The sequence below is a fragment of the Pseudoalteromonas phenolica genome, assembly GCF_044788725.1.
Classification (GTDB): Bacteria; Pseudomonadota; Gammaproteobacteria; order Enterobacterales; family Alteromonadaceae; genus Pseudoalteromonas; species Pseudoalteromonas phenolica_C.
On record NZ_CP173161.1, the window covers coordinates 493,728 to 508,533 of the forward strand.

13 protein-coding genes are annotated in these 14,806 nt (G+C 37.4%); all 13 read left to right on the forward strand.

What is annotated here, in order from left to right:
• Positions 1–3: 3 nt before the first annotated feature.
• The 13 genes from ACH784_RS02300 (at position 4) to ACH784_RS02360 (ending at position 14,802) form a co-directional block, all read left to right on the forward strand.
• Positions 4–735, forward strand: coding sequence for a WecB/TagA/CpsF family glycosyltransferase (locus ACH784_RS02300; RefSeq protein WP_404393198.1), 732 nt, complete (start codon positions 4–6; stop codon positions 733–735).
• 447 nt (positions 736–1,182) lie between these two features.
• Positions 1,183–2,304 carry a polysaccharide export protein gene (locus tag ACH784_RS02305; RefSeq protein ID WP_404393200.1) on the forward strand — a complete coding sequence of 374 codons (1,122 nt, stop codon included), beginning with the start codon at positions 1,183–1,185 and terminating at the stop codon, positions 2,302–2,304.
• A gap of 13 nt (positions 2,305–2,317) precedes the next feature.
• Entirely contained in the window at positions 2,318–2,752 is a 435-nt protein-coding gene (locus tag ACH784_RS02310; protein WP_404393202.1) for a low molecular weight protein-tyrosine-phosphatase, read from the forward strand.
• 14 nt (positions 2,753–2,766) lie between these two features.
• On the forward strand, positions 2,767–4,998 hold the full coding sequence (locus ACH784_RS02315) for a polysaccharide biosynthesis tyrosine autokinase (RefSeq protein ID WP_404393204.1): 2,232 nt from the start codon (positions 2,767–2,769) through the stop codon (positions 4,996–4,998).
• Positions 4,999–5,103: 105 nt separating this feature from the next.
• Positions 5,104–6,387, forward strand: coding sequence for a Vi polysaccharide biosynthesis UDP-N-acetylglucosamine C-6 dehydrogenase TviB (gene tviB / locus ACH784_RS02320; RefSeq protein ID WP_404393206.1), 1,284 nt, complete (start codon positions 5,104–5,106; stop codon positions 6,385–6,387).
• A gap of 14 nt (positions 6,388–6,401) precedes the next feature.
• Positions 6,402–7,358 (forward strand): Gfo/Idh/MocA family oxidoreductase, encoded by a 957-nt coding sequence (locus ACH784_RS02325; protein WP_404393208.1) that lies wholly within the window; start codon positions 6,402–6,404, stop codon positions 7,356–7,358.
• 19 nt (positions 7,359–7,377) lie between these two features.
• Complete coding sequence (gene phbB, locus ACH784_RS02330; protein ID WP_404393210.1) at positions 7,378–8,127, forward strand: acetoacetyl-CoA reductase; 750 nt, start codon at positions 7,378–7,380, stop codon at positions 8,125–8,127.
• Between the two features lie 11 nt (positions 8,128–8,138).
• On the forward strand, positions 8,139–8,999 hold the full coding sequence (locus ACH784_RS02335; RefSeq protein WP_404393212.1) for a hypothetical protein: 861 nt from the start codon (positions 8,139–8,141) through the stop codon (positions 8,997–8,999).
• 4 nt (positions 9,000–9,003) lie between these two features.
• The gene (locus ACH784_RS02340) at positions 9,004–10,068 is read left to right on the forward strand and encodes a DegT/DnrJ/EryC1/StrS family aminotransferase (RefSeq protein ID WP_404393214.1); all 1,065 of its coding nucleotides are present in this window, start codon (positions 9,004–9,006) and stop codon (positions 10,066–10,068) included.
• Positions 10,069–10,161: 93 nt separating this feature from the next.
• Positions 10,162–11,694: an oligosaccharide flippase family protein gene (locus ACH784_RS02345; protein WP_404393216.1), complete on the forward strand. Its 1,533-nt coding sequence runs from the start codon at positions 10,162–10,164 to the stop codon at positions 11,692–11,694.
• Positions 11,695–11,699: 5 nt separating this feature from the next.
• Positions 11,700–13,325: an asparagine synthase-related protein gene (locus tag ACH784_RS02350; RefSeq protein ID WP_404393218.1), complete on the forward strand. Its 1,626-nt coding sequence runs from the start codon at positions 11,700–11,702 to the stop codon at positions 13,323–13,325.
• Positions 13,326–13,880 (forward strand): acyltransferase, encoded by a 555-nt coding sequence (locus ACH784_RS02355; protein WP_404393220.1) that lies wholly within the window; start codon positions 13,326–13,328, stop codon positions 13,878–13,880.
• Positions 13,881–13,899: 19 nt separating this feature from the next.
• Positions 13,900–14,802 carry an ATP-grasp fold amidoligase family protein gene (locus tag ACH784_RS02360; protein ID WP_404393222.1) on the forward strand — a complete coding sequence of 301 codons (903 nt, stop codon included), beginning with the start codon at positions 13,900–13,902 and terminating at the stop codon, positions 14,800–14,802.
• Positions 14,803–14,806 lie beyond the last annotated feature (4 nt).

A 14,806-nucleotide genomic window follows, 5' to 3' on the forward strand; every position in this document is an offset into this window, starting at 1 on the left:
TTTATGAAAACAATGCATGAACTTGATGGGCAAATAGTGTCTAAAAGTGTATGGGAGCAGAAAGTTAATGATGTTTACCTTGAAGATAGTGGTGAAAAAATAATAGCAACATTTGTAAATCCATTTTCATATCCAATTTTATTAGACAAGCCAGATTTATCATCACGCTTTAACTTAATTTTCTCTGACGGTGCCCTACATACAAAACTTCATAATATTTTCTGCGAGCATAAGATTGATAGGGTGAGCTTTGACCTTTCATCGATTGCGCAAGATACACTAGCCAGAGCCCAAGAAAATAACCTAAAAATAGCGCTTATCGGTGGTAAGCCAGAGCATGCTAAAACTTTACCTAGCAAGCTATTAGAGTTGTTTCCAAAGCTTAATATTGTCTTATGTATTGATGGATATTTTAATGGTGAGCAAGAAAAGAAAGGTTGTATAGAAGGTTTAGAAATATTAGAACCTGATATTGTTATTATTGGCATGGGTACTCCTCTCCAAGAAGAGTTTCTTGTAAAGGTTGTTGACGGTGTACCTTCCGCACGAGAGTTTTACACTTGTGGTGGCTTTTTAGAGCAAACAGCAACAAAAGGAGATTACTATCATCCGATAGTTAAAAAATTAGGCGTACGTTGGTTACAAAGAGCAATCTTACATAGTCATGTAAGGAAAAGGCTTCTGTCAGATTATCCTCGTTTTATTTTTAATTACATTAAAGATCATATTTATTAAAGTGGAATGTAAAAGAATACGTAATTTTTCTTAGTTCTGAGTGATTCTATAATACCAGTTTAATATTGTTTTTCATTGTGAGAATATTCATTAAAAATGAGAGCTTTAAATTAACTAGAAAGAATAAGATGTATTTCATAACTAAAACTCATCTTAGTTCTTATTTAACAATAGAAAAGTTGGCTTGATATAGTAGCGCAGTTTGTTACTGATATGTAAAAATTGAATTTGGTGAGGTTTTAGAAGACCAATTCTTTTTAATGCGCTGAAATAAAAGTTTTTTTTTGGAAGGGGCTAAGATGTTATGTAATTCTAGAAAATTCACATACCTATTACTTGCTAACGATTTCCACAAGTGGTTTAATTACCAAGCTTTACACAAAGGCTTTATATCAGTTTTTTATTGGTATCAAACAAGGCTAACAAGAACGATTTTGGGAAGAACGAATGGCGCAAAGCTATAAAACTATCATTGCTTCAGCATGTTTTCTGGCAATGAGTGGCTGTACAATTATACCTGGCGGTCATTTTGAGGGATTACAACAGGGTGAGCAAACAGAAAACCTTGAGAAGGAATTAGAGAAGGTAAATATCCAACTCATTGACTCTGCATTAATTTCGCTACACAAAAAAAACCTGCAAAACACTGACTTACAAAGAAAAATGCCAAAAGCTGGATTGGACGTATCTTCTTACGAGTACAAGTTAGGTGTTGGTGACGTGCTCACTATTGGCGTATGGGACCACCCAGAATTAACAATTCCAGCAGCAGTCCAACGTTCTGCTGAGTTTGACGGTTTTAAAGTTCAGCCAGATGGAACAATTACTTTTGCATATGCACCAAAAGTACCTGCATTAGGAATGACTGTCTCTCAAGTAAGAGAAGAGCTAGTAAAGCGTTTAAGTCGTGTAATTGAAGATCCACAAATTGACGTAAAGGTTGTCAGTTTTATAAGTCAAAAAGTCTATGTAACTGGTGAAGTTAAACAGCCTGGTGTTTTTCCCGTTACAGAGACACCTCTGACTTTAATCGATGCAATAACCCAAGCTGGTGGTCTTAATGAGCGTGCTGACTGGAAAACGGTGACGTTTACCCGTGGCAACGATACAGAAGTAATTCGTTTAGATGATTTTTATTCAAAAGGTGATATTTCGCAAAACCGTTTATTGCAACACGGAGATGTTGTACACGTAAGCCGCAACGACCAACGAAATGTTTATGTGTTAGGTGATGTAAAGCGAGCCGGTACAGTTGAAATAAATCGCTATGGTCTTAATCTAGCTGAAGCGCTCAGCGAAGTCGGTGGTATTGATGAGCGAAGTGCAGATGCCAACGGTATTTTTGTGTTACGTAAACGCGATTTAGAAAGAGATGGTGTGATAGCGGATGTATATCAACTGCATGCCAAAAATATTGCGTCACTAGTACTTGCAGAGCAATTCGAACTTGGCCCACAAGATATCGTCTATGTAACTAGTGCGCCACTTGCACGATGGAATAAAGTGATCAGCTTATTGTTACCAGCACTAACAAGCGTTGATAGACTTCAAGATATAGATAACCAGTAGTAGGCAAAACAGTATGTTTGATAGTGTTTTAATGGTGTGTGCAGGTAATATTTGCCGAAGCCCTACTGCGGAGTACGTTTTAAAAAGTAAACTTGCAGGTAAAAACGTTAGGGTAAGTTCAGCTGGTTTAACTGCTCTTGAAGGTAAGTCGGCCGATAGTTTTGCTCAAGAATTGGCTCTTCAGCATGGTGTTGATATGTCTGAACACGAGGGTCAGCAAATAAGCACAAGTCTTGTTACTCATAACAGCGTTATATTAGTGATGGAAAAGCGTCATCTTGAAGATTTATGCTCACGTTATCCGCAAGCTCGTGGTAAAACATTTTTATTAGGTAAATGGTTGGGAGATAAAGAAGTGCCTGATCCCTACCGTCAAAGCCGTGAAGCTTTCGAGCATGTATACGAATTAATTGATAGCGCCTGCAGCGCTTGGCAGAAGTATTTATGAGGATGAAAGAGTCAATGAACGCTCAATCAAACTTAAGTGGTGTGCAATCTAAGCAAACCACTCAACAAGCGCAAGAAATAGAGTTAATGGCTTATGTCGGTGCAATTATCGATAGAAAATTATTTGTTATTGCATTTACTTTGTTCTTTATGGTCATCGGCGTGATTAAAGCGATGTTTGCTACACCTATTTATAAAGTGAATGCGATTGTTCATGTAGAGAATAAAAAAGCAAGTTTGCCAGGCCTTGATGAAATGAGCGCAGTTTTTGATAGTAAATCAAATTCTAATGCTGAAATTGAGTTGCTTAAGTCTAGAGCAATTATTGGTAAAACTGTTGATGATTTAGAATTAGATCTATTTGCAAAGCCAAAACTATTTCCTTACATAGGAGAGCGGTTTTATAGAAGATATGTGCCATCATCTGATAGTTCTTTAGCTGAACCAAAATTCGGAGCGTCAAGTTATGCCTGGGGCGGAGAGAAGATAGATGTATTCAAATTTAGCTTACCAGAAAGTTTGATAGGTGCGACATTTATACTTATTGCTGGCGAGGAAGGTGAGTTTCAGCTTTTTCGTGGTGAAAACCTCATTTTAGATGGTGTTGTTGGCAAACCAGCAACAAAAGGTTCCATCAGTTTAACACTTAAAGAGTTGGTCGCTCGACCTGGAACTGAATTTGTGATCAGGAAAAGAATGAGATCAGCGACCATATTAAGTTACCAAAATAAATTGACAATATACGAAAAAGGTAGAAATACCGGTATATTAGTGCTCGAAATGAACTCTGCTAATCCTAGTGAAGCCCAAAATTTTATCAATTCCCTTGCCGACAATTACATGAGACAAAATATTGCTAGAAATGGTGCTGAAGCTCAAAAGTCATTGGACTTTCTGCAAAAGCAGTTGCCAATTGTCAAACAGCAATTAGAGTATGCGGAGTCCAAATATAACCAATTTAAAATAGCCGAGCAGTCTGTTGATATTTCAATTGAAACTGAATCGATTCTAGAGCGTATTGTTGAATTAGATACTAAGCTGCAAGAGCTGGATTTAGAGCGCCTTGAAATGAGTCAAAAATTCAAAAGCGAACATCCGCTCTATCAAAGTGTTGCAGGAAAGATTAGTCAAATTCAAGCACAAAAACAAGACTTGCTTAGTGAGGTAGGTGGATTGCCGAAAACTCAACAGATGCTACTGAGTTTAAGAAGAGATGTTGAAGTCAATAACGAAATATATATGCTTCTTTTAAGTAAAACACAGGAGTTGGATATTGTTAGAGCTGGTACAGTTGGTAATGTGAGAGTTATTGATTATGCAGAATCTAGCGCGTTAAGACCATTTAAACCAAATAAGATTATTATTGTTGCTGTATTTACTTTTCTAGGGGGGTTCTTAGCTGTAGCAATCGTCATATTAAAAAAAGTACTGCATAGAGGAGTTCAAGACCCTAGTGAAATAGAAGCATTGGGTTTGTCTGTGTATGCAAGTGTACCTTACTCTGAATATCAAACTAAGTTAGTTGGTTTCTCTAAGGCTAGAAAAGGCGCAAGGGGCAAAGCTAAATCTATTTTGGCAGTTGATAATCCAGCTGATTTATCTATCGAAGCATTAAGGAGTCTACGAACCAGTCTTCACTTTGCAATGATGGAAGCAACAAATAATGTTATTACGATCTCTGGTCCAAGTCCGGGTGTAGGTAAGTCATTTGTATCAGTAAATCTTGCAACCGTTTTAGCTCAAGGCGGCAAAAAGATACTTATAATAGATGCTGATATGCGTAAAGGTTATTTACAAACACAGTTTGCGATGAAGTGGGAAAATGGCCTAAGCGATTACCTATCAGGTCGTTTAGAACTAAAAGATGTAATTAAAAGCTCATCTGTCGATAATCTTGACGTAATTACAAGAGGTCAAATTCCACCAAACCCATCAGAGCTATTAATGCATAGCAACTTTAGCAAACTAATCGATGAGGTTAAAAGTCAGTATGACATAGTCTTGGTTGATACTCCGCCAATTTTAGCTGTAACAGATCCGGCAATCGTTGGTGCCCATACAGGTACCTTGTTACTTGTGACTCGGTTCGAAGAAAGTCATATTCGAGAAATTGAGTTAACACGAAATCGCTTTGAACAAAATGGGATTCAAGTGAAAGGTGTTGTATTTAACGGTGTACAAAAGAAAGCCAGTAATGCTTATGGCTATTATGGTTATTACAACTATGAGTACAAGTCAGGAAAGTAATGTAATCTAGTTTTTAATGCACTAATTCCATATTGAAAGTTTAGTGTTGTTAAAAACTGTTTTTCCTTATTTGCAGAACTATTTGAAATTAAAGAGACTTAAAAAATGTTGCAGGATTCATTAACAGACCTAAAAATTGGTATTATTGGTTTAGGTTATGTTGGCTTACCGCTGGCTGTAGAATTGTCGAAAAAGTTTAATGTACAGGGTTTTGACATCAACTGTGCGCGTGTTGAAGAGCTGAAGTCAGGTCATGACTCAACCTTAGAAGTTGCAGATGAAGCATTGAAGTCAGCAAAGGGATTACGTTTTACTAGTGAAAAAAACGATTTGTCTGAGTGTACGGTTTATATAGTAACAGTACCCACTCCTATTGATGAAAACAATGTTCCAGATTTGACACCTCTACAAAAAGCTTCAGAGATGTTAGGTGAGTTCGTTAAAAAAGGTGATGTAGTTATTTATGAATCTACAGTTTATCCAGGTGCAACAGAAGAAGTATGTTTGCCAATAATAGAAAAAGCTTCAGGGTTGAAGTTTAACGAAGATTTTTTTGCTGGCTATTCCCCAGAGCGTATTAACCCTGGAGACAAAGTGAATACCCTCACAAAAATCATGAAGATCACTTCGGGTTCAACTCCTGAGGTTGCGGACTTTGTTGATACATTATATGGCGCAATTGTTGAAGCAGGGACACATAAAGCGAGTTCAATCAAAGTGGCGGAGGCTGCAAAGGTTATTGAAAATACCCAGCGAGACTTGAACATTGCGATTATTAATGAGTTTGCAAAAATCTTTAACCGTCTAGATATTGATACCGAAGAAGTGCTTAATGCAGCTGGTACAAAGTGGAATTTCTTAAAATTTAAGCCTGGTTTGGTTGGTGGTCACTGTATCAGTGTTGACCCTTATTATCTTACTTACAAGGCTCAGGAAGTAGGCTACCGCCCAGAAGTGATTTTAGCAGGTCGTCGTATCAATGACGGTATGGGTGAATATGTAGCAACGCAACTAGTAAAGAAACTTTCTAGTAAAAAGATTCATATAGATGAAGCAAAAGTACTTATTCTAGGCTTTACCTTTAAAGGTGATTGCCCAGATGTACGTAACACAAAAATCATCGATATAGTAAACGAATTAAAAGACTTTAATATGTCTGTTGATGTTTATGACAACTGGGCAGATGCTACTGAAGTTAAGCACGAATATGGACTTGAGCTGATTACCGAGCTTGAAGAAGGTAAATATGATGGTGTTGTACTTGCTGTTGATCATTCTGAGTTAAAGGAAATGGGTGAACAGAAACTCCGCTCATTCGGTAAAGATAAGCATGTTTTATATGACGTTAAACACGTGCTTAAGCCATCAGAAGCAGATATTAGACTTTAGGGAATTTATATAAAATGAAAAATTTTGCATTAATAGGTGCGGCGGGTTATATCGCGCCACGTCACCTGCGTGCAATTAAAGACACTGGTAATAACCTTGTCGCAGCAATGGATATTAACGACTCAGTTGGCATTATGGATAGTCATTTTCCAGAAGCTGAGTTTTTCACTGAGTTTGAAGGCTTTACGGCATTTGTTGAAGATCAAGAAATGCGTGGTAAGAAGTTAGATTACATTGCAATTTGTAGTCCGAATTATCTGCATGCACCACATATGAAGTATGCACTTAAAAATGGTATTGACGTAATTTGTGAAAAGCCATTGGTTCTAAACTCAGAAGATATGGATATTCTAAAAGAGTATGAGAAAAAGTACGGGGCAAAGGTAAATTCAATTCTGCAGTTACGTCTACACCCATCTATCATTGCGTTAAAAGAAAAAGTAGCAGCTGCACCAGCGGATAAAGTGTTTGATGTAGACCTAACGTATATGACTTCACGTGGTAAGTGGTATATGAAGTCTTGGAAAGGCTTTGATCATAAGTCTGGTGGAGTAGCGACAAATATCGGTGTACATTTCTATGACATGCTGCACTTCATCTTCGGTGAGCTGAAAAGCAATGAAGTGCATTTCAGAGATGAGAAAACAGCAAGTGGTTATCTTGAGTATGAGCGCGCGCGCGTAAAGTGGTTCTTATCAATCGACTCAAACAATCTACCTGACAATGCAGTGAAAGGTGAAAAGCTTACTTACCGTAGTATCACAATCAATGACGGTGATAACACTGAAGAGCTAGAGTTTTCAGGCGGTTTTACAGACCTACATACGCAAAGCTATCAAAATGTGTTGGCAGGGAATGGTTTTGGTATTGATGAAAACCGTATTGCGATTGAGACTGTTGAGAACATTCGAGTTCAAGATATTGTTGAAGCAGGCGAGAAAGCACATCCATTACTAATTAAGGTTTTATAAAATATCAAGGGATTAGGTTATGAAGTCAGGAAAAAAAATAGCAGTCGTAACAGGGGCTCTCGGCGGAATTGGTACAGCCATTGTAGATAGCTTTCTTAGTAATGGAGTGGTTGTAATTGCTACTATAAGACCTGGTTCTTCACAGCGTGCAACAGACTGGAAGAAAAAGCGATTTGATAACAATGAGCACCTACACCTATTGGAAGTAGATGTTGCTGACCATTCAAGTTGCGAGAAGTTAATCGCACAAGTTAAAGAACAGTTTGGACGCTTAGATATATTAGTGAATAACGCGGGTATTACTCGAGACTCTTCTATTAAAAAGATGTCGTTTGAGCAATGGAATGAGGTGATTAACACAAATTTAACAGGGTGCTTTAATATGTGTAAATTGGCCTTCACTCTAATGCAAAGTAATGGTTACGGTAGGATAATAAATATCTCATCAGTGAATGGTCAGAAAGGTCAGTTTGGACAAGTTAATTACGCAGCTTCTAAATCTGGAATTTATGGGTTAACAAAGTCTTTAGCTTTAGAGGGAGCTCGAAAAGGTATTACTGTTAATTCTATCTCACCAGGGTATATAAGAACTGAAATGACAAGCAAAATAGCTCCAAAGATATTAGATACAATTATTAGTGAAATACCCGTTGGTCGAATGGGGGAGCCTGAGGAGGTCGCAGAAACTGTACTTTTCCTTGCATCTGAAAAGTCAGCATTTATCACAGGAAGTAATTTGGCCATGAATGGTGGTCAACATTTGTATTAGGGGTACTAATTATGGCTGCAAAGTTAAACAAACCGATCTCGTTAAATGAAGTCTGTGAATTTCTGGGTCTTAGCTTGGTCGAAGGTGGAGAGCAACAAATTGAGTTTATCTCAGACTCTAATGTAGGTGGTAACAACAGTATATGTGATTACGTTAAGGGTCAGTTGCCAGCTAAAGGAACTGTATTGATTACTCCTCAAGCTATTGAAGGATATACATGCTTACTAGCTGAAAATCCAACTGTGAAGTTGGTTAAATTAATTAACCATGTTGGGTTAGAGTACGGTTTTGAATCGCTTTGTGAGTCACCTAAGTTTGGTGAAAGCGTTAAAATAGGAAAGAACACAGTAATTGAAGATGGTGTAGTCATAGGTAGCAATACTGTTATTGAGCACAATGTAGTTATTCATTCTGGTACTGTGATTGGAGAGTATTGTATTATTCGTTCTGGTGCTACAATCGGTGGTGAAGGCTATGGCTTTATTCAAGATGGTGAATCCATATTGCGTCAGCCATTTATTGGAGGCGTTCGCTTAGGAGATAGAGTTGAAGTCGGTTATAATTCCGCCATTGTAAGAGGTGCAGTTGAAGATACAGTGCTTGAAGATGATGTGAAGCTAGATAATCTCGTACATATTGCTCATGATGTGAATATTGGCAAAGGTTCTACTATAACCGCTGGGGTTTCATTTTGTGGTTATGTTTGTGTAGGTGAAAACACAAGAATTGCACCAAATTCAACTATTAAACAGCGTGTAAATGTTGGGAGTAATGCGCTAATAGGCTTAGGTGCTGTTGTAACAAAAAACGTTGGTAACAACGAGATTGTTGCTGGCAATCCTGCAAAAGTATTAAGAACAATTAAGAATTAATCTAATGCAATTTATAGATTTGGCTGCGCAATATCAGCACTTAAAAGAAAAAATCGATGCACGCATTCAAACAGTGCTAGACCATGGTCACTACATCATGGGTCCTGAAGTGCAAGAGTTAGAGCAGCAGTTATCAGAATATGTCGGTGTTAAACATACCATTAGCTGCGCAAATGGTACTGATGCATTAACGCTCGCACTGATGGTGTTAGATGTTAAAGAGGGTGATGCGGTTTTTTGCCCGACATTTACGTTCTTTGCAACAGCAGAAACCATAGCCTTTGAAGGTGCAACGCCTGTATTTGTTGATTCTAATGAAGATACATTCAATATTTGCCCAATTGACCTAGAAAAGCGTATTGAAGCAGTCATCGCAGAGGGTAAATTAAAACCTAAAGCAATTATTGCTGTCGACTTATTTGGTCTACCTGCTGACTATCCTGGGCTTAGAAACATCGCAGATAAATATGGTTTAAAAATCATTGAAGATGCAGCGCAAGGCTTTGGTGGTGAAATCAATGGAAAACGCGCTGGCTCATTTGGCGACATAGCGACAACAAGCTTTTTCCCAGCAAAGCCGTTAGGTTGTTATGGTGATGGTGGTGCATTATTTACAGATAATGATGAATATGCAGAACTACTAAAGTCATACCGTGTACATGGTAAAGGCAAAGATAAGTATGACAATGTGCGTATTGGTATGAATTCACGCCTTGATACGATTCAAGCGGCGGTTTTACTTGAAAAGCTAGCTGCGTTTCCCCAGGAACTGCTCAATCGCAATAAAGCTGCAGAAAAGTACACTGCAGAATTAAAAGGTATATATAAAACACCGATTGTCCCGAATGGTTATGTTAGCTCATGGGCTCAGTATACGTTAGTAGCGGAAGACCGAGATGCAGAGATGGCTAAATACAAAGCCGAAGGCGTTCCAACTATGGTCTACTACGGCACGTGTATGCATCAACAAACTGCGTTTAAAGCGCTAGGTTATCAGCAAGGTGATTTTCCGGTGGCAGAGCGTTTAGCAAGTTCGGTGTTTAGCTTGCCTATGCATGGGTATCTCTAATTCATAAGACGTTTTGCAGCTTTCAATTTATTTTTAGTAGCTTCATAAATAATACAACTGGATTAGCGAAGCCAATTTTATCAAAATACTAAGATGCTGCGAACCACCGCTAGGAGTCGGATTATCAGCCAACAATCTAAAAAAGTATTGGCTTTGTCAATCGGACAATTGCTCAATACAATAATTTCAATTGTTATTATGATGGTATCTGCAAGGCTCCTTTCTATGCAGGAATTGGCTACGTATCGTCAATCTCTCCTACTATTTCAGGTCGCAACCCCATTTATAGGTTTAGGTATGGGATCTGCACTTCTTTACTTTTTGCCTGTTGAAACCGATAGGCGTAAATCAATATTAATTGAATCTTTAATCGTGTGCACCTTGTCTGGTTCGGTAATCGCACTAGCTTTGTATTTGGGGGGCGGCACTTTAATAGCAAACACTTTTGGTAATGCAGAGTTAAGTAATGTTTTATTTCTAATTGCCTTTTTAATGCTATTCGCTGCGCCGAATATTGTAATAAACTCATTTTTGGTTGTTGCAAATAAAGTAAACACCTTATCAGTATATCAAGTGGTTACTAACTTACTTGTAGGTCTTGGAGTAATAGTTGCTTGTGTATACTTCCAAGATCCATTTTGGATGGTCGCGGCGCGAGTTGCATTATTGATATTAGGGGCTTTTATAGCATTAAAAATAATGTTTTCTTGTGTGACTACTCTTCCCTGCAATCCTTCAATTAAAAGTAGCACTGATTTGATTAGTTATGGCCTACCATTATCTATGTCGATGTGTGTTGGTATGTTAACTTTACAATTAGACAAGATAATTGTTTCGGCAAAAACATCCCCAGAGTTATTTGCAATTTATTCTAATGGGGCCATGGAAATACCACTAATAGGTATTATCACATCGAGTGTTTGTATAGTGATGATTGTGCCATTCAGGAAGGCTTTTAGTGACAATGAACTTAGTTCTTGTATAGAAATCTATCATAAAGTGTCTGAAAAGATTTCTTTTATATTACTACCAGTAATGACGTATTTTGCGCTGGTCGCAACGCCATTTATTATTGTTATGTATTCTGAAAAGTATATAGAAAGTGCACTTCCTTTTTTACTGTATTTACTAATAATCCCTTCAAGAACGCTATTGCAAGGTGCTATGGCGGCGGTGGGTAAAGGCAAGATACTACTAAGAAACTCAGTCATTTCATTAGTGCTAAATGGTTGTTTAACTTTTGTTCTTGTTAATCAATTTGGATATTTTGGTGCTATTATTGCCACAATCATCGTACTTTACTGCTGGGATGTTATGATTTCACTTAAAGAGCTCAGTAGTTCATTAAAGTGTAAAATGACAGAGCTTTACCCTAAAAAAGTCTTTACAAAGCTTGCTCTATGCTCAATGTTAAGTTCTGCACCAATCTATCCGCTGTTGTTTCTAATTAATAAAGAAAATGCTTTCCTACAGCTCGTTGTGGTTGCTTTGATTTATTTCCCGTTATATCTATTACTGGGTATAAAATTAAAACTATTCTCTGAGGAAATGCTGAGCTTTATTAATCAGAACTATGACAAAATAAAATTAAAATTACGTCCCATATTTGGGTCTTCTAAATGGTAATGGATATGCAATTAAGAAAAGATCAAAAAAGCAGCTTTCCCTTGTTTGTAAATGGAAGCATCAAAGTGAGAGGTTACTTTTTTGACGATGAGGGTGACTTTTATCATTCAGAGAGATTGTTAGACAAATTTCCTGTTGGATTGACGTTTAGTGAGTTAGTCTCGGTAGTCTCCTCTTTAAACGGTTGCTTCTCTGTCTATTATGAATCTCCAGAATTCATATTTGCTTCGGTAGATCGCCTGAGAAGCTTTCCTATCTTTTATACTGCTGAGAGTGACAGTGTTATCTTGTCAGATAATATACTGGATCTTAGTCAGTATAATGAGATCGATGAATGCTCTAAAGAGGAGTTTCTGCGTGTTGGCTTTACGATTGGTAATGCAACCCTCTTTAAAGATGTAAAACAACTTAATGCAGGTCAATTTTTATATTTTAACAAGCCTTCAAAACAGCTATTGATTGAAACTTACTACCAGCATATCCATAAAGGTGACTGCAAAAAAGATCGTCGTATTCTGCTAAATGAACTAGATTCAGTAGTAACAAATTGGGCCAAACGATTAATAGCCTCAGCTGATGGTCGAACAATATTCGCTGGATTAAGTGGTGGGTATGATTCAAGGTCAATAGTTTGTGCACTAAAAAGAGAAGGGTATGAGAATGTTGTGTGCTTTAGCTATGGGAATGAGAATTCTTATGAGCATAAGGTAGCAAAGCAGGTTGCAGACACTCTTGGTTATCCGATACATATTGTTAGATATAATGACAGAACATGGAAAGAGGCTATTGAATCTGAAGAGTTCCAAAAGTACTGCATCAGAGGGCTTAGTGATAGCTCTAATCCTTGTATTCAGGAATTTCCAGCTATTTACCAATTACACAACTCTGGAGCTATACCCCAAAATAGCATCATTGTGCCTGGCTATGCCGCAGATGTGCTTGGAGGAAGCTATGTACCCAAAGAACTCAATAGCCGAAAAACAAAAAATATGATAAAGGCTGGGGTTAGTGACTTTGTTTATTACAATATCTTTGGCCATTATCGAGCGCCGCTTTCACCTGAAGTAGAAAGGGCTATGCTAGCAAGAATAGAGGCAAATCTCTGTGAAAAAAGAAGCAAAGACATATACTCGTATATATCTACGTTTGAGTTATGGCTTACAGAAAATCATCTTGCGAAGTTTATAAACTATACAGCTAAAACTTATGAAACCTTTGGTTATGAATGGCGCTTACCTTTGTGGGATAATGAACTTATAGATTGGTGGTATACCATACCAGCTGAATTGAGAGCCAATAGCACATTGTATCATGAATATTTGTTTTCATTCTTGTTTGAGCCTCTTTCTGTGGGTTTTAAAAAAGCTGAGCCAGTAACTCCACCCTTAATAAAACGGCTGATTCCAAGACAAACCAAGTTATTACTAATAAACGGTGCCAAAAGGTTGGGCTTAGATATTGGTTCTAAAAAGAAAGATGAAGGGAACTTTCATATAGCGTCTCAATACATCTTAGCTCGAACAGCGTTTAACTGGGATGAGAAAGACTTTCAAGGGGTTAATGGTTTAGTGGGGGCATTCTGCCTAGAGCAGTTGCAACTAGATGACTTACAAAAGAGAAGTGAAAACTAGATGCGAAGTAGTAAGTTTAATGGTGAAATTGTACGTTCTAAGTTTAAACCTTGGAGATGGCCTTGGGCTTTTTTACAAAGAATAAGTCGGCCTGTACATCCAGGAGTACGCTTTGTTAACTTCATTTTTCAACGAGTGTTCCGTATTAATAGCACAATACCATGGTCTGTTCACTTTACGTCAATTGTAAAAGGAAACATTAAAATTGGTAAAAATGTTGAGGGTTCATTTGCTGTAAGTTCTTGTTGTTATATTCAGGGCATTAATGGTGTCGAAATTGGTGACAATACAATTTTTGCTTCTGGGGTAAAGCTCATTTCTGCAAATCATGACTTTAATAACAGAACTAAACCAGTCAAAACTACACCTATAGTAATTGGAAAAAATGTCTGGTTAGGTGCGAATTCTGTAGTGCTGCCAGGGGTGAAGATAGGTGACAACTCTATAGTTGCTGCTGGGGCGGTTGTCACAAAGAATGTTGAAAGCAATTGCGTGGTAGCTGGTACACCAGCAAAGTTAATTAAGCGTATTAGAGAAGCTAACAAATTAGAATAAAGATTTATAGGTGACATAAATGTTACAAAAGTTAAAAAAGTCAGGGGTTATTTCTAAACTCTTTTGGTATTTAGACCCTAAAATTAGGCGTGTTCTTGGTAGTGTTTCTTCTAAACTTCTACACAGGTACTTATATAGAGTAGTCTACAGACGCAAACTTAACTTAAATCCGCCAGAATTATTTACTGAAAAGCTGATCTGGCTAATGCAAAATTACAATAACCCGATTCTGGTTCGGTGCACTGATAAATATGAAGTCAGAGGGTTTGTTGAAGAGAAAGTAGGCAGTCATATATTGAATGAGCTTTATCATGTGTATGACCGTGTTGAAGACATTGATTTTGAAGCGCTGCCAGATCAATTTGTTTTAAAATGCACCCATGGTTGTGGTTGCAATATTATAGTCAGTGATAAATCATCTTTTGATCAGAATCAAGCGATTGAGAGTTTAACTAAGTGGATGAATACAGATTACTCAAAATCAATGGGGGAGTCTCACTATAGTAAAATTAAACCAAGAATAATCTGTGAGAGATTTATCGGGAGTGATGAGCATGATTTCGCCACAGATTATAAATTGTGGTGCTTTAATGGAGAACCCAAATTCCTAATTGTTAATACTGACCGAGAGAAAAATTTGACTTTCACTTATAGAGACTTAGATTGGAATATTTTAGACTTTGCTTCTGATTATTACCCTCAAGTATTAAATCAAGACAAACCCTCATGCTTGGATGAAATGGTTTCGTATGCAAGATCTTTGTCTCAAGGAATACCTTACGTGAGAGTAGATTTTTATGATTTTAATGGTCGTGTTGTTTTTGGCGAGTTAACTTTTACCCCCGCAGGAGGAGTCCCTCCTTATGTAAGCTATGAGGGTGATAAAGTAATTGGTAAATTATTAGAATTGAATGAATTATAATTAC

Excerpts from the sequence above, each read along its gene's own strand:
- ACH784_RS02300 (WP_404393198.1), top strand. The coding sequence starts at position 4 with ATGAAAACAATGCATGAACTTGATGGGCAAATAGTGTCTAAAAGTGTA.
- ACH784_RS02305 (WP_404393200.1), top strand. The coding sequence starts at position 1,183 with ATGGCGCAAAGCTATAAAACTATCATTGCTTCAGCATGTTTTCTGGCA.
- ACH784_RS02310 (WP_404393202.1), top strand. The coding sequence starts at position 2,318 with ATGTTTGATAGTGTTTTAATGGTGTGTGCAGGTAATATTTGCCGAAGC.
- ACH784_RS02315 (WP_404393204.1), top strand. The coding sequence starts at position 2,767 with ATGAACGCTCAATCAAACTTAAGTGGTGTGCAATCTAAGCAAACCACT.
- tviB (WP_404393206.1), top strand. The coding sequence starts at position 5,104 with ATGTTGCAGGATTCATTAACAGACCTAAAAATTGGTATTATTGGTTTA.
- ACH784_RS02325 (WP_404393208.1), top strand. The coding sequence starts at position 6,402 with ATGAAAAATTTTGCATTAATAGGTGCGGCGGGTTATATCGCGCCACGT.
- phbB (WP_404393210.1), top strand. The coding sequence starts at position 7,378 with ATGAAGTCAGGAAAAAAAATAGCAGTCGTAACAGGGGCTCTCGGCGGA.
- ACH784_RS02335 (WP_404393212.1), top strand. The coding sequence starts at position 8,139 with ATGGCTGCAAAGTTAAACAAACCGATCTCGTTAAATGAAGTCTGTGAA.
- ACH784_RS02340 (WP_404393214.1), top strand. The coding sequence starts at position 9,004 with ATGCAATTTATAGATTTGGCTGCGCAATATCAGCACTTAAAAGAAAAA.
- ACH784_RS02345 (WP_404393216.1), top strand. The coding sequence starts at position 10,162 with ATGCTGCGAACCACCGCTAGGAGTCGGATTATCAGCCAACAATCTAAA.
- ACH784_RS02350 (WP_404393218.1), top strand. The coding sequence starts at position 11,700 with ATGCAATTAAGAAAAGATCAAAAAAGCAGCTTTCCCTTGTTTGTAAAT.
- ACH784_RS02355 (WP_404393220.1), top strand. The coding sequence starts at position 13,326 with ATGCGAAGTAGTAAGTTTAATGGTGAAATTGTACGTTCTAAGTTTAAA.
- ACH784_RS02360 (WP_404393222.1), top strand. The coding sequence starts at position 13,900 with ATGTTACAAAAGTTAAAAAAGTCAGGGGTTATTTCTAAACTCTTTTGG.